Annotated in this window: 17 protein-coding genes; 12 read left to right on the top strand and 5 right to left on the bottom strand. The window is 70.5% G+C overall.

The window, feature by feature from the left end:
* Positions 1–50 precede the first annotated feature (50 nt).
* Positions 51–317: a GlsB/YeaQ/YmgE family stress response membrane protein gene (locus ACWFR4_RS05895; protein WP_453456325.1), complete on the top strand. Its 267-nt coding sequence runs from the start codon at positions 51–53 to the stop codon at positions 315–317.
* 54 nt (positions 318–371) lie between these two features.
* Positions 372–773, top strand: a complete 402-nt coding sequence (locus tag ACWFR4_RS05900) for a hypothetical protein (RefSeq protein ID WP_453456328.1) — start codon at positions 372–374, stop codon at positions 771–773.
* Here ACWFR4_RS05900 and ACWFR4_RS05905 read toward each other — a convergent pair.
* The 4 genes from ACWFR4_RS05905 to ACWFR4_RS05920 all read right to left on the bottom strand — a co-directional run bounded on the left by ACWFR4_RS05905 (position 741) and on the right by ACWFR4_RS05920 (position 7,216).
* On the bottom strand, positions 741–1,463 hold the full coding sequence (locus ACWFR4_RS05905; protein ID WP_453456330.1) for a class I SAM-dependent methyltransferase: 723 nt from the start codon (positions 1,461–1,463) through the stop codon (positions 741–743). The genes ACWFR4_RS05900 and ACWFR4_RS05905 overlap by 33 nt on opposite strands.
* A 127-nt stretch (positions 1,464–1,590) precedes the next feature.
* Positions 1,591–4,026, bottom strand: a complete 2,436-nt coding sequence (locus ACWFR4_RS05910) for a SpoIIE family protein phosphatase (protein ID WP_453651055.1) — start codon at positions 4,024–4,026, stop codon at positions 1,591–1,593.
* A 155-nt stretch (positions 4,027–4,181) separates the two neighbouring features.
* Positions 4,182–6,593, bottom strand: coding sequence for an MFS transporter (locus ACWFR4_RS05915; RefSeq protein ID WP_453456336.1), 2,412 nt, complete (start codon positions 6,591–6,593; stop codon positions 4,182–4,184).
* A gap of 179 nt (positions 6,594–6,772) precedes the next feature.
* Entirely contained in the window at positions 6,773–7,216 is a 444-nt protein-coding gene (locus ACWFR4_RS05920; RefSeq protein ID WP_453456339.1) for an SRPBCC family protein, read from the bottom strand.
* Positions 7,217–7,360: 144 nt separating this feature from the next.
* Here ACWFR4_RS05920 and ACWFR4_RS05925 point away from each other — a divergent pair, with 144 nt between their 5' ends.
* The 3 genes from ACWFR4_RS05925 (at position 7,361) to ACWFR4_RS05935 (ending at position 10,746) form a co-directional block, all read left to right on the top strand.
* Positions 7,361–8,407 (top strand): Rv2578c family radical SAM protein, encoded by a 1,047-nt coding sequence (locus tag ACWFR4_RS05925; RefSeq protein ID WP_453651057.1) that lies wholly within the window; start codon positions 7,361–7,363, stop codon positions 8,405–8,407.
* A gap of 135 nt (positions 8,408–8,542) precedes the next feature.
* Positions 8,543–10,117 carry an alpha/beta hydrolase gene (locus tag ACWFR4_RS05930; protein WP_453456344.1) on the top strand — a complete coding sequence of 525 codons (1,575 nt, stop codon included), beginning with the start codon at positions 8,543–8,545 and terminating at the stop codon, positions 10,115–10,117.
* A gap of 59 nt (positions 10,118–10,176) precedes the next feature.
* Positions 10,177–10,746, top strand: a complete 570-nt coding sequence (locus tag ACWFR4_RS05935; protein ID WP_453651059.1) for an N-acetyltransferase family protein — start codon at positions 10,177–10,179, stop codon at positions 10,744–10,746.
* On the opposite strand, the gene ACWFR4_RS05940 is transcribed toward ACWFR4_RS05935, so the two are convergent.
* Positions 10,736–11,335 (bottom strand): adenylosuccinate lyase, encoded by a 600-nt coding sequence (locus tag ACWFR4_RS05940; RefSeq protein ID WP_453651061.1) that lies wholly within the window; start codon positions 11,333–11,335, stop codon positions 10,736–10,738. The genes ACWFR4_RS05935 and ACWFR4_RS05940 overlap by 11 nt on opposite strands.
* Positions 11,336–11,689: 354 nt before the next feature.
* Between ACWFR4_RS05940 and ACWFR4_RS05945 the strand changes: the two genes are divergently transcribed.
* From ACWFR4_RS05945 to ACWFR4_RS05975, 7 genes are all read left to right on the top strand, one after another.
* A complete protein-coding gene (locus ACWFR4_RS05945; RefSeq protein ID WP_453651063.1) occupies positions 11,690–13,495 on the top strand; it encodes a 3-hydroxyacyl-CoA dehydrogenase family protein in 1,806 nt (601 codons plus the stop codon).
* A gap of 127 nt (positions 13,496–13,622) precedes the next feature.
* Positions 13,623–14,453, top strand: a complete 831-nt coding sequence (locus ACWFR4_RS05950) for a TetR family transcriptional regulator (protein WP_453456355.1) — start codon at positions 13,623–13,625, stop codon at positions 14,451–14,453.
* Between the two features lie 701 nt (positions 14,454–15,154).
* Positions 15,155–16,492 carry a crotonyl-CoA carboxylase/reductase gene (gene ccrA / locus ACWFR4_RS05955; RefSeq protein WP_453456360.1) on the top strand — a complete coding sequence of 446 codons (1,338 nt, stop codon included), beginning with the start codon at positions 15,155–15,157 and terminating at the stop codon, positions 16,490–16,492.
* 21 nt (positions 16,493–16,513) lie between these two features.
* The gene (locus tag ACWFR4_RS05960) at positions 16,514–18,562 is read left to right on the top strand and encodes a protein meaA (protein WP_453651065.1); all 2,049 of its coding nucleotides are present in this window, start codon (positions 16,514–16,516) and stop codon (positions 18,560–18,562) included.
* Complete coding sequence (locus ACWFR4_RS05965; RefSeq protein WP_227298185.1) at positions 18,559–19,524, top strand: HpcH/HpaI aldolase/citrate lyase family protein; 966 nt, start codon at positions 18,559–18,561, stop codon at positions 19,522–19,524. The genes ACWFR4_RS05960 and ACWFR4_RS05965 overlap by 4 nt, the downstream gene beginning before the upstream one ends.
* Positions 19,525–19,529: 5 nt before the next feature.
* Positions 19,530–20,042 carry a MaoC family dehydratase gene (locus ACWFR4_RS05970; RefSeq protein ID WP_266558229.1) on the top strand — a complete coding sequence of 171 codons (513 nt, stop codon included), beginning with the start codon at positions 19,530–19,532 and terminating at the stop codon, positions 20,040–20,042.
* Between the two features lie 2 nt (positions 20,043–20,044).
* The gene (locus ACWFR4_RS05975; RefSeq protein WP_453456366.1) at positions 20,045–21,250 is read left to right on the top strand and encodes an acyl-CoA dehydrogenase family protein; all 1,206 of its coding nucleotides are present in this window, start codon (positions 20,045–20,047) and stop codon (positions 21,248–21,250) included.
* The last annotated feature ends 73 nt before the right edge of the window (positions 21,251–21,323 follow it).

Raw genomic sequence — 21,323 nt, forward strand, 5'->3', positions numbered from 1 at the left:
GGAAACACAGGCACAAGGCACCACACATCACCGAGGGGAACGACGCACACGTGGGCATCATCAGCTGGATCATCCTCGGCCTCGCCGCCGGAGTCATCGCCAAGGTCCTGCTCCCCGGCCGCGACCCGGGCGGCCTGATAGGCACGACCCTCATCGGCGTCGCCGGCGCCTTCGTCGGCGGCTGGGTCTCGTCGCGGTTCTTCGACCGTCCGATCGAGAACCAGTTCTTCGACGGGCCCACCTGGATCGCGGCCATCGGCGGCTCGCTCGTCCTGCTCATCGGCTACCGCCTCCTCTTCGGCAACTCTCGCGACTGACGGGCGGGTCGATCCCTCATGGGCCCCGGCCCGCCGGCGTCACCGTCCGGGCCGGTGCGCCTCACGAGCATCCCTCCCCGTACGGCGCGCGGCGCCGGTGAGGTGCTGCTCCACAACGAGAGCGGCACGCTCGTCGGCCAGGTCCGCTTCCGGCTGTGCGCGCCGTGCCGCACGGGCCGGCTCCTCGGCATCTGGATCCTGGAGTCACGCCGCCAGGGGGGACTCGGCCGGCGCGCGGTGCGGGTCGCGCTGGCCCAGGGCCACGGCTACCGCTGGAACACCACGCTCCAGACCCGGACCGGCCGCGGCTTCTTCCTCGCGGTCACCGCACACGAAGGCGTCCCGCTCCGGCACGGCCGGCCGCTCTGCCCGCATCTCCTGGGCCCTTTCGGCAACGCCCTGCGCCGCCTCGGCCTGTGGCGCCTACTGCGACCGCCCCACGACGAGCCATCGTGACGGGAGCTCGATACGGGTGCCGTCGGGTGCGTACTCGGTGGTGATGAGCGGGAGTTCGCCGCTCGCGAGCACGTCGAGGCCCGCGGTTCGTACGTAGTCGGGGACCGCCGCGTCGGACACCTCGCCGGGCGCGATGCCGTGCGCGAAGACCGGCGCCAGCTTCGCGGGCGGGCCCGTGGGGCTCTGCGCGAGAGACATCAGGACAGGCCGGGCGGCCTCGGCGAGCTCCACGACGAAGGCACGGCCGCGCTCGCCGACGAGCGCCGCGATGCCGTCGACCAGCGGCTGACGGTCTTCGGACTCGCACTGGTGCAGCACGCCCCGCATGTACACGTTCGCGTCGCCGAGTTCGGCGTGCAGCTGGTGTGCCTCGGTCCGCTCGGTGGCGTCGAACTGCCGGAAGTCGGCCCGGCCCGCAGGGTCGGCGTGCCGGGCGTGGTCGAGGGCGGCGACGGAGAGGTCGGCGCCGAGGACGCGCGAGTAGCGGTCGGCGAGGAAGCGGGTCTGGGTGCCGTTCCCGCAGCCGAGGTCCACGACGGGCAGGCCCTTCGCCAGGTGCGGCTCGAACAGGGCGAGATGGACGCCCGCGGCGAGGGCGGGCTCGGCGTCCCAGAAGACCCCGCCGGGTTCGCCGGGAGCCTCGCGCCAGAAACTCTCCCAGGCGTCCTTGTACCGACTCGTCACGCTCATCTGCAACTCCCGGGGTGGGTGGCACGACAAGATCGGTCTACCGCGCCCCGGGCCCGCTCACAAGCACCCGGCGCATACCTTCACGCCGCATTCGATACGTGTACGCCGGGGCGACCCGCGCCGCCAACTACGCTCGTGGCAACGCCAGTTCGAACCACACCGTTTTCCCGGAACCCGTACGGCTCGTGCCCCACTCCCCGGCGAGGGCGCTCACGACACGCAGGCCGCGGCCGAACTCGTCGCCCGGGCCCGCGCCGAGCAGCGTGGGCAGCCTCTGGTCGTCGTCCTCGACCTCGCACACGAGGGTCCCCGAGCGCACCAGGCGCACCTCGACGCCGCGGGTGCGGGCGTGCCGCACGGCGTTGGCGACGAGCTCCCCCACCATGAGTTCGGCGGGGGCAGTGAGCGCGCCGAGGCCCCAGGCCGTGAGCTGGTCACGGACGAGGGCGCGTGTGCGGGGCACCTCGGCGGGCTCGGGAGCGACGCTCCAGTGGGCGACGTCCTCGGGCGCGATGCCGTTGAGCCGGGCCATGAGGAGGGCGACGTCGTCCTTGCGGCCGCCACGGGTGTTCAGGGATCTGATGATGGTGTCGCAGGCGGTGTCCATGGAGGCCGCCGGGTGGGCGGCGGACTCGCAGAGTGTGGCGAGGCCGACGCCGATGTCCTCGCCGCGCACCTCGACGAGGCCGTCGGTGCACATGACGAGCCGGTCGCCGGGCGCCATCGGGACGCGGACCGATTCGAAGGCGACGCCGCCGACGCCGATGGGCGCGCCGGTGGGCAGTTCGAGCAGTTCGCTGCGGCCGTCCTCGGCGCGGACGAGGACCGGTGGGATGTGCCCGGCGTTGGCGAGCTCCAGCTCGTTCGCGATGGGGTCGTAGACCGCGTACAGGCAGGTCGCGAGGTAGTGCTCACCGAGGCGCTGGGCGAGGTCGTCGAGGTTGCGCAGGAGCTGGGCCGGTGGCAGGTCGAGGGCGGCCATGGTCTGGACAGCGGTGCGCAACTGGCCCATCATCGCCGCCGAGTTGAGGCCGTGGCCCATGACGTCGCCGACGACGAGAGCGGTCCGCGAGCCCGGGAGTTTGATCGAGTCGAACCAGTCGCCGCCGACGCGGCCGAGCAGGGTGCCGGGCAGGTAGCGGGTGGCGATGTCACAGCCGGGCATGTGGGGCTCGATGTGCGGCAGCATGCTGTCCTGGAGGGTCTCGGCGACGCTCTCCTGGTACGTGTACATGCGGGCGTTGTCGAGGACGAGGCCCGCGCGGGCGGCGAGTTCGGCGCCGGTGACGCGGTCCATGTCGTTGAAGACCGGGCGTTCCCGGTGGCGCAGCAGGATCATGAACCCGAGGACGACGTTGCGCGCCTTCAGGGGCACCACCAGCATCGAGCGGTCGGTGATGAGGGGCCTGATGTCGCGCTTCTCGAACTGCGACGCGATCGCGTTGCCCATCTCCTCGGTGATGCGCGGGACGAGGACGGGCTGCCCGGAGGTCATGCACTGGAAGAACGGCGTGTGCGCGGGGAACGGCATCGACTCGCCGACGGGTACGACGTCGTCCCAGCGGCCCGGCTCGTCCGTGTGCTCCAGGGCGACGCGGTGCCACATCGTGGTCGCGTCGGGCGGGCCGTCGGGGAACCCCTCACCCGCGACGACCTGTTCGCGCAGATAGGTGCCCGCGACGTCCGTGAAGCGCGGCACGACGGCCCGGCTGACCTCGATGATCGTGCGGGACAGGTCGAGGGACGAACCGATGCGCCCGCTCACCTCGTTGAGGAACTCCAGGTGTTCGCGCACGGCCGCGTACTCGAGGTCGTCGGCGCCGTCGTCCTCGTCGGGTGCGCGGCGCGGCGCGGGTAGTCCGGCCGCGGCCGCGCGGGCGGCCTCCTCCCTGCGGGCCTTGCGCTCGGCGCGCCGGGGCACGCCCCAGTCGGCGGTGACGGGCACGCGGTCGTGGAGGCTGAACTCCAGGACGGGATAGCCGAGTTCGAGCACCTGGGAGACGATGCGGGCGCTCTCGCCGACGCTCATGCTGGGCAGGATGGCGGGGAGTCCGCGGGCCAGCTCGTCGGCTCCGGGGAAGTCGGTGTGCAGGGCGAAGCCGGGTGCGATGCGCTCCAGCGGATGCCCGTCGGGCACGTCTTCGGCGTGCAGTCGGTTGGCGTCGGCCGCGAGTACGAGGAGCTTCTCGGGCCCGGGACCGACGAGCGGGTAGGCCCACCACAGGACGTCGATGCGCTCGTGGCGCGAAGCCTCGAGGCGGGCGCGGCCCGCGGCGGGGTAGGAGGCCCGCCCGTCGAGCGAGGTCTCCAGGTCCGGGCCGAGCCCGTCGTACGCGCTCTCGTCCCCGTACGCCCGGGAGTTGGGCCCTTCGGGCAGCGCGCCGGATACGGGCAGCAGGTCGGTGGCGGGGTGGCCGACGGCGTCCGCGCGCGCGGGGCCGAAGAGGCGGCGCGCGCCGGTGCTCCAGTGCGAGACGAGTCCGGACTCGTCGACCACGACGACCGCCAGGGGTACACGGCCGGGCACGGGGCTCTGCGGGGCCGTCCCGGTGCCACTGTGCATGGGCCTGCGCTCCCTTCCCCGCGCGGTGACCGAGCGTCATTGGTTCGGCCCTTTCCCGTTCCACCGTACGCGGTACGGGGGTACAGGGGGCTGCATCGGCCGAATTGAACGGGCGCGGCGCGCCGGGGCCGGGCGCCCTGCCCGGCCCCCGACGCTCAGTCCTCGTGGCCCAGTTGCAGGTCACGCTCCGTGCGGCCGCCGCCCGCCATGTGCAGCACCGTGGCGACCGGCGGGTAACCGGCGGCGATCACGGTGTACTCGCCCGACGACAGGTCGACGAAGCGGAAGGTTCCGTCGGCGCCGGTCGTGAGGGTGTCGACGACGTTGCCCGCCGCGTCGAGGAGGGTCACGCGCGCGTCCTCGACGGGGCGGCCGCCGCCGGCCCTGACCGTGCCGCGCAGCACGGCGCCGCCCGCGAGTTCGACGTCCTGGCGGGTCTCGCGCGCGGCCATCACGGTGACGGGGAGCGCGGCGGGGCGGAACGCCGGCGCGCTCCCGGCGAGCGTGTACTCACCGGCCACCAACTCCGTGATGACGTAGCTGCCTTCGCGCCCGCTGCGGGTCGTGGCGACAACCTCGCCGTGGACGTTGGTCAGGGTCACGGTGGCGTCGCGCACGGGCGCGCCGTCGGCGGTCAGTACGCTCCCGGCGAGCCGCCCGGCGCCGCCGAGGACGACGTCGAGGTCGACGGGCCGCTCCCCCACGGTGACGGTCACGGCCTGGGGCTGGTGTCCGCCCGCGGCCGCGATCAGGACGTAACTTCCGGAGCCGGGCGTCGACAGGGCGTACCGGCCGTCGTCGCCGCTCGCGCCGCGCCCGATCTGCTGGCCGCCGACGTCGATGAGGGTGAGCGCGGCGCGTGGGACCGCGGTCCCGTCGGAGTGCTGGACGATGCCGCAGACCGGCACGCCGGCGCCGTACGGGGTCCGGGACTGGGACGGGACGGAGGAGGTCTCGCCGCTCGGGGCGCTGTGGGGGGCGGCACTGGACAACAGGGGTGTCTCCTTGAGGAAGAAGGCGATCACGAGGCCGAGGACGAGCACCGGGACGAGGTAGAGGAAGATCCGGGGCATCGCGTCGGCGTACGCCTGGATGTAGCCGTCGCGCAGCGCGGGCGGCAGGGCGTGGACGAGCTGCGGGGTGATGGACTCCGGGTCGGGCAGGCCCGCCCCCTTGGGCAGCCGGTCCGCGAGTGCGTCGGCGAGCCGGTCGGCGAAGAGGGTGCCGAAGATCGCGGCGCCGACGCTGCCGCCGATCTGCCGGAAGTAGTTGTTGGCGCTGGTCGCGGTGCCGATGTCGGCGGGGCGTACGGCGTTCTGCACGGCGAGGATCAGAACCGGCATGATCAGGCCGATGCCCGCGCCGAGTACGGCCATGAAGAGGCTGTAGTGCAGCCGCGGGGTGTCCACTTCGAGGCGGGACAGGAGCCACATGCCCACCGTCGAGAGGGCCCCGCCGAGGATCGGGTAGATCTTGTAGTGCCCGGTGTGGCTGATGAGTTGGCCGGAGACGACCGAGGCGATGACGATGCCGCCCATCATCGGGAGCATGAGCAGCCCGGACTCGGTGGCGCTCGCGCCGTCGACCATCTGGAGGAAGGTCGGCAGGTAACTGGCCGCCCCGAAGAGGGCGATGCCGATGACCATGCCGACCAGGCCGGTGATGTTGAAGACGGGGTCGCGGAACAGCCGCAGCGGGATGATGGGTTCGGCGGCGAAGTGCTCGGCGACGACGAAGAGCACGGCCGTCACGGCCGCTCCGGCGGCGAGCCCCAGGATGACGCGCGAACCCCACGCGTACTCGGTGCCGCCCCAACTGGTCAGCAGCACAAGGCAGGTAGATGCCGCCGCGAGCAGCAGGGCCCCGAGGACGTCGAGCCTGGCCTTGACCTTCGGGCGGGGCAGTTTGAGCACGACGGTGACGACGGCGAGCGTGACCAGCCCGAACGGCACGTTGATGTAGAAGCACCAGCGCCAGGTGAGGTGGTCGGTGAAGTAGCCGCCGAGCAGCGGGCCCGCGACGGACGCGAGGCCGAACGCGGCGCCGATGAGGCCCATGTAGCGGCCGCGTTCGCGGGGAGGCACGATGTCCGCGATGATCGCCTGCACGCCGATCATGAGACCGCCGGCGCCGATGCCCTGGACGGCGCGGAACGCGATGAGTTCGTCCATGTTGCGCGACCAGCCGGCCAGCGCGGAGCCGACGACGAAGACGGCGATGGCGAACTGGAAGACGCCCTTGCGACCGAAGAGGTCGCCGAGCTTGCCGTAGATCGGCAGGCCGATGGTGGCGGTCAGGAGATAGGCGGTGATCGCCCAGGACATCTTGTCGAGGCCGTGCAGCTCGCCGACGACCTTCGGGAGCGCGGTGGCGACGATCATCTGGTCGAGCGCGGCCAGCAGCAGCGCCAGCATGAGTCCGAAGAAGACCATCCGGACCCGGCTCGGGCCGATGCCGTGGTCGGGGAACTGTCGCTGCTCCACGGCCGGTTGGGGCTCGGGGTGCGGGGTCGGTTCCGTCGCCGGCACCGGCCCCGGCTCACTCGTCACCAGCGTCGTCGTGCCCACCTGTCGCTCCCCTCGTCGCGCCTGCGCCGCATATTTCTCGCATTACGCGACAACTGCGGGCAAGCGCGACGAGCGACGGCTCCGGCGGGTTCCGGGCGCGAATGCGCCGGTGGGAGCCCTACGGCGTACAACCGCGCGCGAGCGGAAAACCACTCGAAACGGTGAGCACTACATCAAGGTCACTTCTCCACCTCGGCTGCCAGCTTCGCGAGGACCTCGTCGTAGATGCGGCCGAGGCCCTTGGGGGCGAAGGTCTTCTCGAAGAAGCCGCCGATGCCGCCCGCGCCGTTCCACACAGTGCTGACGACGACGCGGGAGGCGCCCTCGCCGGAGGGGGTCACGCGCCAGGTGGTGACCATCGAGGAGTTGCGGTCCTTCTCGACGAGCTCGCCGTCGGTGGGCTCGCTGACCTCGAGGAGGCAGTCGCGGATCCGCTTGCTGGTGGCCTGGAGCTTCCAGTGGACGAGCGTGCCCTCGCCGTCGCCGCCCTCGCGGACCTCGTACTCGCTGAAGTGCTCGGGCAGCAGCTTCGCGCGCGCGCCGCTGTAGTCGGCGAGCGCGTCGAATACGTCGTCCGGCTTGGCGGCGATGACCCGCTCCGTGGTGGCCTCGACCTGCGCCATGGCACTTCCTCCAGCAGTCGGTGTTCTCGGTGTTCGAGAGGGAGCCCAAGCCAACCACCCTCCGCATCGGCCGCCAAAATCGGGGGTCGCACGATCAAGGGAACATGTGTTCTATTCTGTGCCCAGTGCTAGCTAGGAGGCGTCATGCGCTGGGAGAACCTCACGCAGAATCCGGCCGATATCCCGACAGGGAGGGTCGCGGACGCCGCGCTGTTCGGCGCGGACACCGTGACGATCCGCACCTTCGACACGCCTGAGTTCGCGGGCGTGACCTTCCACGAGATCCGGGCCAGGTCGATCGTGAACCGCGTGCCCGGCGCCTCCCGCATGCCGTTCGAGTGGACGGTCAACCCGTACCGGGGATGCACGCACGCGTGTGTCTACTGCTTCGCCCGCAAGACCCACAGCTATCTGGACCTCGACACAGGGCTCGGCTTCGACAGCCAGATCGTCGTGAAGGTGAACGCGCCGGAGCTGCTGCGCCGTCACCTGGCCTCGCGCCGCTGGCACGGCGAGCACATCGCGATGGGCACGAACGTGGACTGCTACCAGCGCGCGGAGGGGCGCTACCGGCTGATGCCGGGGATCATCGAGGCGCTCAGGGACTATGCGAACCCGTTCTCGATCCTCACGAAGGGCACGCTGATCCTGCGCGACCTCGACCTGCTGCGGCAGGCTGCCGAGGTCACCGACGTCGGCGTCTCGGTGTCCGTCGGCTTCGTCGACCGCGAACTGTGGCGCACCGTCGAGCCGGGCACGCCCGCGCCGGAGCGCCGCCTTGACGTCGTCCGCGCCCTCGGCGAGGCCGGCATCGGCTGCGGGGTCCTGATGGCCCCCGTGATCCCGTTCCTGGGCGACCACCCCGGGCAGCTGCGGGAAACCGTACGGGCCGTCGCGGCGGCCGGCGCGACCTCCGTGACCCCGCTCGTGCTGCATCTGCGGCCCGGGGCGCGCGAGTGGTTCATGTCCTGGCTCGGGCAGCACCACCCGCACCTGGTGCGGCGCTACGAGCGGCTGTACGCGGAGGGCGCCTACGCGCCGAAGTGGTACCAGCGCCGGATCACCCGTCAGGTCCACGAGCTGGCAGAGGAGTTCGGCATCGGCCCCTCGCGCGCGGAGGCCCCGCGACGGCTGCGCGCACGCCAGGAGCCCGAGCCCGCCCCCGCGGCCACCCAGCTCACGCTCCTCTGATCGCGCGGCTCCCGGACACGTACACGCCAATAGGGTCAACTCTGCATGAAACAGGACGCTCCCGGCATGGATTCGGGGACCATGCCGCGGGGGCCGCGCGCTCGCGGCCCCGAACCCTCCGTCCTGGGAGGCCCGATGAAGAAACGCGTAGCCGCCGTGTGCGGCGCCGCCACCATGGTGGCCGGCATGCTCGCCACGGCTCCGGCCGCCGCCGCCCCGACCCTTTCCGTCCAGCACGCAGCCCTCACCTGGAAGGACTGCGGCACCAAGAACTACCCGAAGCTCCAGTGCTCCTCGGTGCGGGTGCCGCTCGATCACGACCGGCCCGGCGGTGAGCAGATCACGCTCGCCCTGTCCCGGGTCCGGCACACCGCGAAGACGTCGCAGGGCCCGCTCCTGGTGAACCCCGGCGGCCCCGGCGGCAGCGGCCTGACACTGGCGGGCTTCGTGGCACACGAGCTGCCGAAGAGCGTCGCCGCCCAGTACGACGTCGTGGGCTTCGACCCGCGCGGCGTCGGCAAGAGCAAACCGGCCCTGAACTGCCGGCCCAAGCACTTCGCCACCGTGCGCCCGCCCAGCGTGCCGTCCACCCCAGCGATCGAGCGCGCCGACCTCGACCGTGCGCAGGCGTTCGCGAAGGCGTGCACCACGAAGTACGCGGGCGTACTCCCGTACCTCGACACCGTGAGCACCGTCAGGGACATGGACGCGATCCGCGCGGCGCTCGGCGCGCAGCAGCTCAACTACTTCGGCTACTCGTACGGCACCTATCTGGGCGCCGTCTACGCCAAGCTCTACCCGCAGCGCGTGCGGCGTCTGGTGCTCGACTCGATCGTCGACCCGGGCGGGGTCTGGTACGACGACAACCTGGGGCAGGACCACGCGTTCAACGCCCGCCACCAGGCGTTCCTCGCCTGGGTCGCGCGGCACGACGCGACGTACAAGCTCGGCAAGGACCCGGCGAAGGTCGAGGCCGAGTGGTACGCGATGCGCGACGCCCTGCAGAAGAAGCCGGCGGGCAAGACGGTCGGTGCCGCCGAGCTGGAGGACACCTTCCTGCCGGGCGGCTACTTCAACGGCTACTGGCCTTATCTGGCCGAGGCGTTCACGGCGTACGTGAAGGACAAGGACCCGGCCCCGCTGGTCTCGGCGTACAAGAAGCTGGGCGCCGTCGACGCCGCGGGCGACAACGGCTACAGCGTCTACACGGCCGTGCAGTGCCGCGATGCCCGGTGGCCGCGCGACTGGAACCAGTGGCGCGACGACAACTGGCAGGCAGCCGAGAAGGCCCCCTTCTCCACCTGGAACAACGCCTGGTACAACGCGCCGTGCGCGTTCTGGCCGACGAGCCGGCTGGACCCGCCGGACGTGTCCAACGACGACCTGCCGCCGACGCTGCTCTTCCAGGCCACCGACGACGGGGCCACGCCGTACGAGGGCGGGGTCGCCGTCCACCGCGAGCTGCGCGACTCCAGCCTGGTGGTCGAGCAGGGCGGCGAGAACCACGGTGTCAGCCTGAGCGGGAACGCCTGCCTGGACCGGTACCTGGCCGACTACCTGCGCACCGGGAAGGTGCCGCGCGGCCGCGGCGAGGCCGACGCGACGTGCAAGAAGCAGCCGGAGCCGAAGCCGCTCACGAAGAAGGGCGCCGCCGGCCCACCCCCGTCACGCGGCGTGCGCCTGCACGGGCTGATGGGCTTCCGCGGCTGAGCACTTCCCTGTGATGCACACCCTGGCCGGGACGGTGTCCGCCGGGTCACGATGGGCGCATGAGCACCCCTCGGGCCCACGACACCGCCCCTGCTTCGGTCCCGGCGGCGGAGATCCGCGTCCGGGACATGGCCGACGCCGACTGCGAGGCGGTGGCCGGGATCCGGATCCGCGGCTGGCGGACGGCGTACGCGGGCCTGATGCCCGCCTCCTTCCTGGCCGCGCTGAGCATCGAGGAAGACGCGGCACGCCGCCGCGAGCGTCTCGCGCAGGCCGGTTCGTCCGTGGTGAACGTGGTCGCCGAGCGCGCCGGCGACATCGTCGGCTGGGCCTGTCACGGCCCGTCCCGCGACGACGATCTCCCCTCCGGGGAAGCCGAGTTGTACGCGATCTACGTGCACGACGGCCAGCTGTCCACGGGCGTGGGCCGCGCCCTCCTGCACATCTGTCTCGACCGCTGCGCCGACGCCGGCTACGAGCGGATACGCCTGTGGGTGCTCGAGGGCAACACGCGCGCCCGCAGGTTCTACGAGCGCGCCGGGTTCACCCCGGACGGCGCCGAGGAGCCGTACGAGGTGGACGGGGAACTCGTACCCGAGGTGCGTTACGTGCGCGCCGTCAGTCTCTGACGGCGCTCGGGCTCTCACGCTGCTCGGGCAGTCGCGCGAGCGCGCGCACCGCGGCCTCCGCGAGCGCCGGGTGGGCGAGGGCCGCGGTCAGGACCGGCCGGGCGCGGGAGTCCCCGAGGCCGCCGAGCCCCTCCACGCACGCGAGCGCGACCGCGCGGTACGGATCGCGGGGGCCGAGGCGCCGCTCCAGGGTGGTGATCAGCGCCGGCGCGGACTCGGGCGCGCGCAGTGCGGCCAGGAGCCGCACCGGGTGCAGCGCGTACGCGACCCGCAGCTCGTTCGTGGCGAGCGCCGCGGCCGCGCGTGCGGTGCGCGGGTCACCGAGCGCGGCCAGAGCGTGCGCGGCGGTGGCACAGCGTGCCGGGTCGCGGTGATTGAGGAGCAGGACGAGCGCCTCGAACGCCCGGCGGTCCCCCGCCACTCCGAGGCGGTACGCGGCCAGCTCCCGAGCCCACAGCGGCTGCCCGGGCTCGGTCAGCACGGCCGCGAGCTCGTCGACGTCGCCGGTCGCCGCGAGGCGGTCGAGAAGGGGGGAGGTACCGGACTCGGCCCGTAAGCGTTCCGTGACCGATCGCAACTCTTCGTCCATGCGGTCCAGCGTAGACAGGCCCCGGGCCCCGGCGACGTAGATCACAGAGACTGATGAACGCCGAGGACTGGCGCGCTCGTTACTCGCCGGTTAACCTCAATTGAGCGGGGCACACTCCCCGCACCCCACTCCTGGCGGCCTGGTGACGCAGCCGCCGAGAGTGTCAGTCGGTTCGGTGCCTCAGGTACCGCAGTACGGCGCGGCCCCGGGACAGGGCCCGCCGGATCTCCCTCTCACCGATTCACCGGACGCCTGTGTGCGTCGCGTCCGGGCTCGAATTCCCGCACTCCGTGCGCCCGTCGGCGTATCCGCGTGTGCCCCTCAGTCGTCACTCCTCCCTCCTGGAGTCCTCAGATGGACGCTCCCCTGTCCCCCGCATCCCCGGCCACCCTCCCGATCGTCGCGGTCGTCGGCCTCGGCACGATGGGCACCGGCATCGCCGAGGTGCTCACCCGCGCCGGCCGTGAGGTCATCGGTATCGACGTCAGCGAGGCCGCGGCCGCGCAGGCCGTCGCCGCGCTCGAGGCCTCGACGGCGCGTGCGGTGCGCCGCGAGCGCCTCACCGAGGACGAGCGGCGGGACGTCCTCGCCCGCTTCCGCACCTTTACGGACCTCCAGGCCGCGGCCGACGCCGACCTCGTCATCGAGGTGGCCCCGGAGTCGTACGAGATCAAGCAGCAGATCTTCCGGGACCTCGACGCCGTCGTGCGGCCCGAGACGATCCTCGCGACGGGTACGAACGCCCTGTCCGTGACGCGGCTCGCCGCCGACTCGGCCCGCCCCGAGCGCGTCCTCGGGCTGCACTTCTTCAACCCGGCGCCCGCGATGAAGCTCGTCGAGGTCGTCTCGTCGGTGCTCACCGCGCCCACGGCCGTCGCGGCGGTCACGGATCTCGCCGTCGAACTGGGCAAGGAGCCCGTCGCGGTGGGCGACCGGCCCGGTTTCGTCGCCGACGGCCTGCTCTTCGGCTACCTCAACCAGGCCGCCGCGATGTACGAGGCCAAGTACGCCTCCCGCGAGGACATCGACGCCGCCATGAAGCTGGGCTGCGGTCTGCCCATGGGTCCCCTCGCGCTGCTCGACCTCATCGGCATCGACACCGCGCGCAGGGTCCTCGACGCCATGTACGCCGAGTCCCACGACCGCCTGCACGCGCCGACGCCCGTCCTCAAGCAGCTCAGCGAGGCGGGTCTGACCGGCCGCAAGTCGGGGCGCGGCTTCTACACATACACGGAGCCGGGCAGCCCCGAGGTGGTGCGGGACGCGCTCACCCCGCTCGCGGGCGAGGTCGTGGCCGACGCGCGCACGATCCGCTCGGTCGGCGTCGCGGGCTCCGGGACCATGGCGTCCGGCATCGCGGAGGTCTTCGCGAAGGCGGGCTACGACGTGGTGCTCGCCGCCCGCAGCGAGGAGAAGGCCGAAAAGGCCAAGTCCCGTATCGGCAAGTCTCTTTCGCGCTCTGTCGACAAGGGTCGTATGACCGCCGAGGCGGCGGCGCAGACCCTGGACCGGATCACTCCGGCCGGTTCGTACGACGCCTTCTCCGACGTCGACCTGGCCCTCGAAGCCGTGGCCGAGGACCTGGACATCAAGCAGCAGCTCTTCGCGACGTTCGACAAGGTGTGCAAGCCGGGCGCGGTCCTGGCCACCACGACCTCGTCGCTGCCCGTCGTGGCCTGTGCCCGCGCGACCTCGCGCCCGCAGGACGTGATCGGCATGCACTTCTTCAACCCGGCCCCTGCGATGAAGCTCGTCGAGGTCGTGCGGACCGTGCTGACCGGCGACGACGTGCACGCCACCGTCCGCGAGGTGTGCGCGAAGATCCGCAAGCACCCGGTGGACTGCGGCGACCGCGCGGGCTTCATCGTGAACGCGCTGCTGTTTCCCTACCTGAACAACGCGATCAAGATGGTGCAGGAGCACTACGCGACGCTCGACGACATCGACGCCGCGATGAAGCTCGGCGGCGGCTACCCGATGGGGCCCTTCGAGCTCCTCGACGTGGTGGGCCTCGATGTGTCGCTGGCCATCGAGAAGGTCCTGCACCGCGAGTTCCGCGACCCGGGCCTGGCCCCCGCGCCGCTGCTCGAGCACCTGGTGGCCGCGGGCTGCCTCGGCCGCAAGACCGGGCGCGGCTTCCGCGAATATGCCCGGCGCTGACCGGCCCACGGGCAGCGGCACCGCCCGCCCTACGGACTGGGGCGGGCTGCTCCGGCCGCCCGGCCTCACACCCCCCGCCCGGGTCCCGGGCGGGGGGAACCCCGCTCGGGCGCACGCCACCGCGCATATGCAGTACGTTCATGGCATGTCCAAGGCCGCCAAGTCCTCCCGTACGACGCCCACGCCCGACGCTCCGGAGAGCGCCGCGGGGACCCGCGCCGCCGCTCAGCGGCTCAAGATGCGCCGGGAGCTGGCGGCCGCGGCGATGGAACTCTTCGCGACCAAGGGCTACGAGGCCACGACGGTCGACGAGATCGCGGCCGCGGCGGGGGTCGCACGGCGGACCTTCTTCCGCCACTTCCGCTCCAAGGAAGAAGCGATCTTCCCGGACCACGACGACACCCTGATCCGGGCGGAGGCGGTCCTCAACGCGGCGCCCGCGCACGAGCATCCGCTCGACACGGTGTGCCGTGGCATCAAGGAAGTCATGAAGATGTACGCGGCGTCGCCCGCCGTGTCGGTGGAGCGCTACCGCCTCACGCGCGAGGTACCCACCCTGCGCGAGCGCGAGATCGCCTCGGTGGCCCGCTACGAGCGGCTGTTCACCCGCTATCTCCTCGGCCACTTCGACGAGCACGCCCACCAGCACGGCAATGACGACCCGCTGCTCGCCGAGGTCGCCGCGTCCGCCGTCGTCACCGCCCACAACCACGTGCTGCGGCGCTGGCTGCGGGCCGGCGGCCAGGGCGACGTCGAGAATCAGCTCGACCACGCCTTCGCGATCGTCCGCAAGACGTTCGGTACGGGCATCGGCGCGGGCCGGGACACCGCCACCGCCAGCACTCCGGCGGCCTCCGTGAGCACCGGAGGCGACGTCCTGGTCACCGTGGCGCGTACGGACGCGCCGCTGGACGAGATCATGGGGACGATCGAGAAGGCGCTGCGGGACCGCGGCTAGGCTCGGCCAGAAATCTACTGAACTCCGCGGGAACCAGGGGCTGTTGACGCCTCTGTCGGATCACCCGCACGCGCGGCGCTCCCCGGTGCTCCCGGGTGCGGGCCCCCGCTCGGCGAGCGCCGCCGCCCCCGTCAGGCCGTCGGCGCGATCGGCGCGCCCGGCTTCCGGAGGGCGGCGGCACTGCTCCACCGGCCGGCCGAGGCCGAGGCACTGTCCGGCCACAAGGTGCGCGACCCGCGCGCCGCCCTCTCGCCGCATCTCACCCCTGCGCCGCCCCGACTCCCGGAGGCCCCTCGGAGGCCCCTGTGAACCCCCTCCAGGGCCTCTGAGACGCAGTTCAGGGCCGCCTATGACCTCCGGTGCCACCGGGCCGCACCACCCCTGACCTGCACTGATCGATCATCGCTCAAAAAGTTGTGGCACCCAGTGTCTTGCCGACTGGCACGCGGTGCCATACGTTGAATGTGTCCGGGCGGCCGGCGTGCAGAGAACTTCCGTACGTCGGCTGTCCCCGCAAGCCACCCCAAACCGTGGCGAGCGCGCCCGGACGCCTGCGTCACAGGCAAACTTCTCGCGCCGACCAAGCGCTGCCGTAGCAACACCCCCGCCGAACCGACGGCACCTCTTCACCCAACACAGCAGCTCTCCACCCCGACGTACCCCTCAACGTCCCCCTGGGACGCATCGCCGGAGGCAATACCGTGAAGGAAATCCTGGACGCGATTCAGTCGCCGGAGTCGACCTCCGCCGACTTCGCCGCTCTGCCGCTCCCCGAGTCGTACCGCGCCATCACCGTGCACAAGGACGAGGCGGAGATGTTCGCCGGCCTCGACACCCGGGACAAGGACCCCCGCAAGTCGATCCACCTGGACGACGTGCCGGTCCCCGAACTCGGCCCGGGCGAGGCGCTCGTGGCCGTCATGGCCAGCTCCGTGAACTACAACTCGGTCTGGACCTCGATCTTCGAGCCGGTGTCCACCTTCAGCTTCCTGGAGCGCTACGGACGCCTGTCGGAGCTCACCAAGCGCCACGACCTGCCGTACCACATCATCGGTTCCGACCTCGCGGGCGTCGTGCTGCGCACCGGTCCCGGCGTCAACGCCTGGAACCCCGGCGACGAGGTCGTCGCGCACTGCCTCTCCGTCGAGCTGGAGTCCTCGGACGGCCACAACGACACGATGCTCGACCCCGAGCAGCGCATCTGGGGCTTCGAGACGAACTTCGGCGGCCTCGCCGAGATCGCGCTCGTCAAGTCCAACCAGCTGATGCCGAAGCCGGACCACCTGAGCTGGGAAGAGGCCGCGGCCCCCGGCCTGGTGAACTCCACCGCGTACCGCCAGCTCGTCTCGCGCAACGGCGCCGGCATGAAGCAGGGCGACAACGTCCTGATCTGGGGCGCCAGTGGCGGACTCGGTTCGTACGCCACGCAGTTCGCGCTGGCCGGTGGCGCCAACCCGATCTGTGTCGTCTCCAGCCCGGAGAAGGCCGCCATCTGCGAGGCCATGGGCGCCGAAGCGGTCATCGACCGCAACGCCGAGGGCTACAAGTTCTGGAAGGACGAGCACAACCAGGACCCCAAGGAGTGGAAGCGCTTCGGCAAGCGCATCCGCGAGCTGACCGGCGGCGAGGACGTCGACATCGTCTTCGAGCACCCGGGCCGCGAGACCTTCGGCGCGTCCGTGTACGTCACCCGCAAGGGCGGCACGATCGTCACCTGCGCCTCGACGTCCGGCTACAACCACGAGTACGACAACCGCTACCTGTGGATGTCCCTCAAGAAGATCGTGGGCTCGCACTTCGCCAACTACCGCGAGGCGTGGGAGGCCAACCGCCTGGTCGCCAAGGGCAAGATCCACCCGACGCTGTCGAGGGTGTACTCGCTCGAGGACACCGGCCAGGCCGCCTACGACGTGCACCGCAACCTCCACCAGGGCAAGGTCGGCGTCCTCGCGCTGGCCCCGAAGGAGGGCCTGGGCGTCCGCGACCAGGAACTGCGCGCCCAGCACATCGACGCCATCAACCGCTTCCGCAACATCTGAATCCCTGAGGAGTAGCGGAACATGACTGAGCGCCAGAAGGACCGGCCGTGGCTGATGCGCACGTACGCCGGTCACTCCACGGCTGAGGCGTCCAACGAGCTGTACCGGCGCAATCTCGCCAAGGGCCAGACGGGTCTGTCGGTCGCGTTCGACCTGCCGACGCAGACCGGCTACGACCCGGACCACATCCTCGCCCGCGGCGAGGTCGGCCGGGTCGGGGTGCCGGTCTCGCACCTCGGTGACATGCGCCGGCTGTTCCAGGACATCCCCCTGGAGCAGATGAACACCTCGATGACCATCAACGCCACCGCCATGTGGCTCCTGGCGCTCTACCAGGTCGTCGCCGAGGAGCAGGGCGCGGACATCACCCAGCTCCAGGGCACGACGCAGAACGACATCGTCAAGGAGTACCTGTCACGGGGCACGCATGTGTTCCCGCCGGGTCCCTCCCTGCGGCTGACGACGGACATGATCGCGTACACGGTCCGGCACATGCCGAAGTGGAACCCGATCAACATCTGCAGCTACCACCTCCAGGAGGCGGGGGCCACACCGGTCCAGGAGATCGCGTACGCGATGTCCACCGCCATCGCCGTTCTCGATGCCGTACGCGACTCAGGGCAGGTCCCCGCCGAGAAGTTCGGGGACGTCGTGGCCCGCATCTCCTTCTTCGTGAACGCGGGTGTCCGCTTCATCGAGGAGATGTGCAAGATGCGGGCGTTCGGGCGGATCTGGGACCAGATCACACGCGAGCGGTACGGCATCGAGAACGCGAAGCAACGCCGCTTCCGCTACGGCGTCCAGGTCAACTCCCTGGGCCTGACCGAGGCGCAGCCGGAGAACAACGTCCAGCGCATCGTCCTGGAGATGCTGGCCGTGACGCTGTCCAAGGACGCCCGCGCCCGCGCCGTCCAGCTCCCTGCCTGGAACGAGGCGCTCGGCCTGCCCCGCCCCTGGGACCAGCAGTGGTCCCTGCGCATCCAGCAGGTCCTCGCGCACGAGAGCGACCTGCTGGAGTACGAGGACATCTTCGCGGGATCGCACGTCATCGAGAAGAAGGTCGACGAGCTCGTCGCCGACTCGTTCGCCGAGATCGACCGGATCCAGGAGATGGGCGGCGCGATGGCCGCCGTCGAGTCCGGCTACCTCAAGTCGCAGCTCGTCTCCTCGCACGCCGAGCGACGGGCGCGGATCGAAGGCGGAGAGGAGAAGATCGTCGGCGTGAACATCCACGAGTCGACCGAGCCGAACCCGCTCACCGCCGACCTGGACGCCGCGATCATGACGGTGGATCACCAGGTCGAGTCGCGGGTCGTGCGGGCCATCGACGAGTGGCGCACCACGCGCCAGGAGTCGAGCGACCGGCAGGGCATGGGCGACCCGTTCCACTACCCGACCACCCGGCAGGCCGTGGAGCGCCTGAAGGAGGCCGCGGCCGGCACCGAGAACATGATGGAAGCCACGCTCGAATGCGCCCGCGCCGGGGTCACGACCGGCGAGTGGTCGGAGGCACTGCGCGAGGTGTTCGGCGAGTTCCGCGCCCCCACCGGCGTCTCGTCGGCGCCGGTCGCCGTCACCGCCGAGGCGGGCACGCCGCTCGCCCTCGTCCGCGAGAAGGTCCGCCGCACCGGCGACGAGCTCGGCGGCAAGCTGCGCCTCCTGGTCGGCAAGCCGGGCCTCGACGGGCACTCGAACGGCGCCGAGCAGATCGCCGTCCGGGCCCGTGACGCGGGCTTCGAGGTGGTCTACCAGGGCATCAGGCTCACGCCCGAACAGATCGTGTCCGCCGCGCTCGCCGAGGACGTGCACTGCGTCGGCCTGTCGATCCTCTCCGGGTCGCACTCCGCGCTCGTGCCCGACGTCCTCGACCGGCTGCGCGAGGCGGGCGCCGCCGAGATCCCGGTGATCGTCGGCGGCATCATTCCCAACGGCGATGCCGAGGACCTGAAGCGCGCGGGCGTGGCCGCCGTCTTCACCCCCAAGGACTTCGGCATCACGGAGATCATCGGACGTATCGTCGACGAGATCCGGCAAGCGAACAAGCTCGACCCTCTGGAGGTCCCCGCATGACCGCGCCCATCAACCGTCTCCGTCCCCGCCGCTCGTGTCTCGCGGTCCCGGGATCGAACCCCCGCTTCCTGGAAAAGGCCCAGGGTCTGCCCGCGGACCAGGTGTTCCTGGACCTGGAGGACGCCTGCGCCCCGCTCGCCAAGCCGGAGGCGCGGCACACCATCGTCAAGTTCCTGAACGAGGGTGACTGGACGGGCAAGACGCGCGTGGTGCGCGTGAACGACTGGACGACCGAGTGGACGTACCGCGACGTCGTCACGGTCGTCGAGGGCGCGGGCCAGAACCTCGACTGCATCATGCTGCCGAAGGTCCAGGACGCCCAGCAGATCGTCGCGCTCGACCTGCTGCTGACGCAGATCGAGAAGACGATGGGCTTCGAGGTCGGCAAGATCGGTATCGAGGCGCAGATCGAGAACGCGCAGGGCCTCAACAACGTCAACGCGATCGCGACGGCCTCCCAGCGTGTCGAGACGATCATCTTCGGCCCGGCCGACTTCATGGCCTCCATTAACATGAAGTCCCTGGTCGTCGGCGAGCAGCCGCCCGGCTACGACGCCGACGCCTACCACTACATCCTGATGAAGATCCTGATGGCCGCCCGCGCCAACAACCTCCAGGCGATCGACGGCCCCTACCTGCAGATCCGCAACCAGGAGGGCTACAAGGCGGTCGCGAAGCGCGCCGCGGCCCTCGGTTTCGACGGCAAGTGGGTGCTGCACCCGGACCAGGTCGCCGCGGCGAACGAGATCTTCTCGCCCTCGCAGGAGGACTACGACCACGCCGAGCTGATCCTGGACGCCTACGACTTCTGCACGTCCGAGGCCGGCGGCAAGAAGGGCTCGGCGATGCTGGGCGACGAGATGATCGACGAGGCCAGCCGCAAGATGGCCCTCGTCATCTCCGGCAAGGGACGCGCCGCGGGCATGCAGCGCACCTCCAAGTTCGAAGCCCCGGAGGCCTGAGCACCATGCAGTTCGGACGCACGTACGAAGAGTTCGAGGTCGGAGCGGTCTACAAGCACTGGCCCGGAAAGACCGTCACGGAGTACGACGACCACCTCTTCTGTCTCCTGACGATGAACCACCACCCCCTCCACATGGACACCAACTACGCGGAGAAGACGACCGACTTCGGCAAGAACGTCGTCGTGGGGAATTACATCTACTCGCTGCTCCTCGGCATGTCGGTGCCGGACGTGTCCGGCAAGGCGATCGCCAACCTGGAGGTCGAGTCGCTCAAGCACGTGGCGCCGACCTTCCACGGCGACACGATCTACGGCGAGACGACGGTCCTCGACAAGACGCCCTCCCGCTCGAAGAACGACCGCGGGATCGTCTACGTGGAGACCAAGGGCTACAAGCAGGACGGCACGCTGGTCTGCGTGTTCCGCCGCAAGGTGATGGTCCCCACCGAGACGTACATCAAGGAGCGCGGCGGCGAGCAGCCGGGCCGTCCCGAACTGAAGCAGCAGGAGAAGTAGCCATGGCGCGACTCGCCCAGACCGCCGGTCTCACCGACGTCCAGCAGGAGATCCTCTCCACCGTCCGCGACTTCGTGGACAAGGAGATCATCCCGGTCGCGACCGAGCTGGAGCACCGCGACGAGTACCCGCAGCAGATCGTCGACGGCCTCAAGGAATTGGGCCTGTTCGGCCTGATGATCCCCGAGGAGTACGGGGGCCTGGGCGAGTCCCTTCTCACGTACGCGCTGTGCGTCGAGGAGATCGCCCGCGGCTGGATGTCGGTCTCCGGCATCATCAATACCCACTTCATCGTGGCGTACATGCTCAAGCAGCACGGCACGCAGGAGCAGAAGGACTACTTCCTGCCGCGCATGGCGCTGGGCGAGACGCGCGGCGCGTTCTCGATGTCGGAGCCGGCGCTCGGCTCGGACGTGTCGGCGATCTCGTCGAAGGCGGTGAAGGACGGGGACGAGTACGTCCTGAACGGCCAGAAGATGTGGCTGACGAACGGCGGTTCGTCGTCTCTGGTGGCCGTTCTGGTCAAGAGTGACGAAGGACACCCCGAGGGGACGGCTCCCCACAAGTCGATGACGACCTTCCTCGTCGAGAAGGAGCCCGGCTTCGGAGAGGTCCGCCCCGGCCTCACGATCCCGGGGAAGATCGACAAGATGGGTTACAAGGGCGTCGACACGACCGAACTCATCATGGACGGACTGCGCATTCCGGCCAATCGGGTACTCGGCGGCGAGACCGGCCGAGGGTTTTACCAAATGATGGACGGAGTCGAAGTCGGCCGCGTGAATGTCGCGGCACGTGGCTGCGGTGTCGCTCAGCGTGCGTTTGAGCTGGGGGTTTCGTACGCCCAGCAACGTCACACCTTCGGCAAGCCGATCGCCCAGCACCAGGCCATCCAGTTCAAGCTCGCGGAGATGGCTACCAAGGTCGAGGCCGCCCATGCGATGATGGTCAACGCAGCACGCAAAAAGGACTCTGGGGAACGAAACGACCTCGAAGCAGGAATGGCGAAGTATCTCGCCTCCGAATACTGCAAGGAAGTGGTCGAGGACGCCTTCCGGATCCACGGCGGCTACGGCTTCTCCAAGGAGTACGAGATCGAGCGTCTCTACCGCGAGGCACCGATGCTGCTGATCGGTGAAGGTACCGCCGAGATCCAGAAAATGATCATTGGTCGCCGCCTGCTCGAGGAGTATCGATTCCAGGGCTGAATGTCCGCTACAGGGTGTTTTGTTCGAGAAGAAGATCACACCCTGTCAGCACTCTTCAGCCGCCGACTCAGCT

The sequence above is a fragment of the Streptomyces sp. NPDC055140 genome, assembly GCF_053607285.1.

Bases quoted from the DNA above. Each gene is read 5' to 3' on its own strand.
- ACWFR4_RS05905 (WP_453456330.1), bottom strand. From the start codon at position 1,463: ATGAGCGTGACGAGTCGGTACAAGGACGCCTGGGAGAGTTTCTGGCGC.
- ACWFR4_RS05910 (WP_453651055.1), bottom strand. From the start codon at position 4,026: ATGCACAGTGGCACCGGGACGGCCCCGCAGAGCCCCGTGCCCGGCCGT.
- ACWFR4_RS05920 (WP_453456339.1), bottom strand. From the start codon at position 7,216: ATGGCGCAGGTCGAGGCCACCACGGAGCGGGTCATCGCCGCCAAGCCG.
- ACWFR4_RS05925 (WP_453651057.1), top strand. From the start codon at position 7,361: ATGCGCTGGGAGAACCTCACGCAGAATCCGGCCGATATCCCGACAGGG.
- ACWFR4_RS05930 (WP_453456344.1), top strand. From the start codon at position 8,543: ATGAAGAAACGCGTAGCCGCCGTGTGCGGCGCCGCCACCATGGTGGCC.
- ACWFR4_RS05935 (WP_453651059.1), top strand. From the start codon at position 10,177: ATGAGCACCCCTCGGGCCCACGACACCGCCCCTGCTTCGGTCCCGGCG.
- ACWFR4_RS05940 (WP_453651061.1), bottom strand. From the start codon at position 11,335: ATGGACGAAGAGTTGCGATCGGTCACGGAACGCTTACGGGCCGAGTCC.
- ACWFR4_RS05945 (WP_453651063.1), top strand. From the start codon at position 11,690: ATGGACGCTCCCCTGTCCCCCGCATCCCCGGCCACCCTCCCGATCGTC.
- ACWFR4_RS05950 (WP_453456355.1), top strand. From the start codon at position 13,623: ATGCAGTACGTTCATGGCATGTCCAAGGCCGCCAAGTCCTCCCGTACG.
- ACWFR4_RS05960 (WP_453651065.1), top strand. From the start codon at position 16,514: ATGACTGAGCGCCAGAAGGACCGGCCGTGGCTGATGCGCACGTACGCC.
- ACWFR4_RS05965 (WP_227298185.1), top strand. From the start codon at position 18,559: ATGACCGCGCCCATCAACCGTCTCCGTCCCCGCCGCTCGTGTCTCGCG.
- ACWFR4_RS05970 (WP_266558229.1), top strand. From the start codon at position 19,530: ATGCAGTTCGGACGCACGTACGAAGAGTTCGAGGTCGGAGCGGTCTAC.
- ACWFR4_RS05975 (WP_453456366.1), top strand. From the start codon at position 20,045: ATGGCGCGACTCGCCCAGACCGCCGGTCTCACCGACGTCCAGCAGGAG.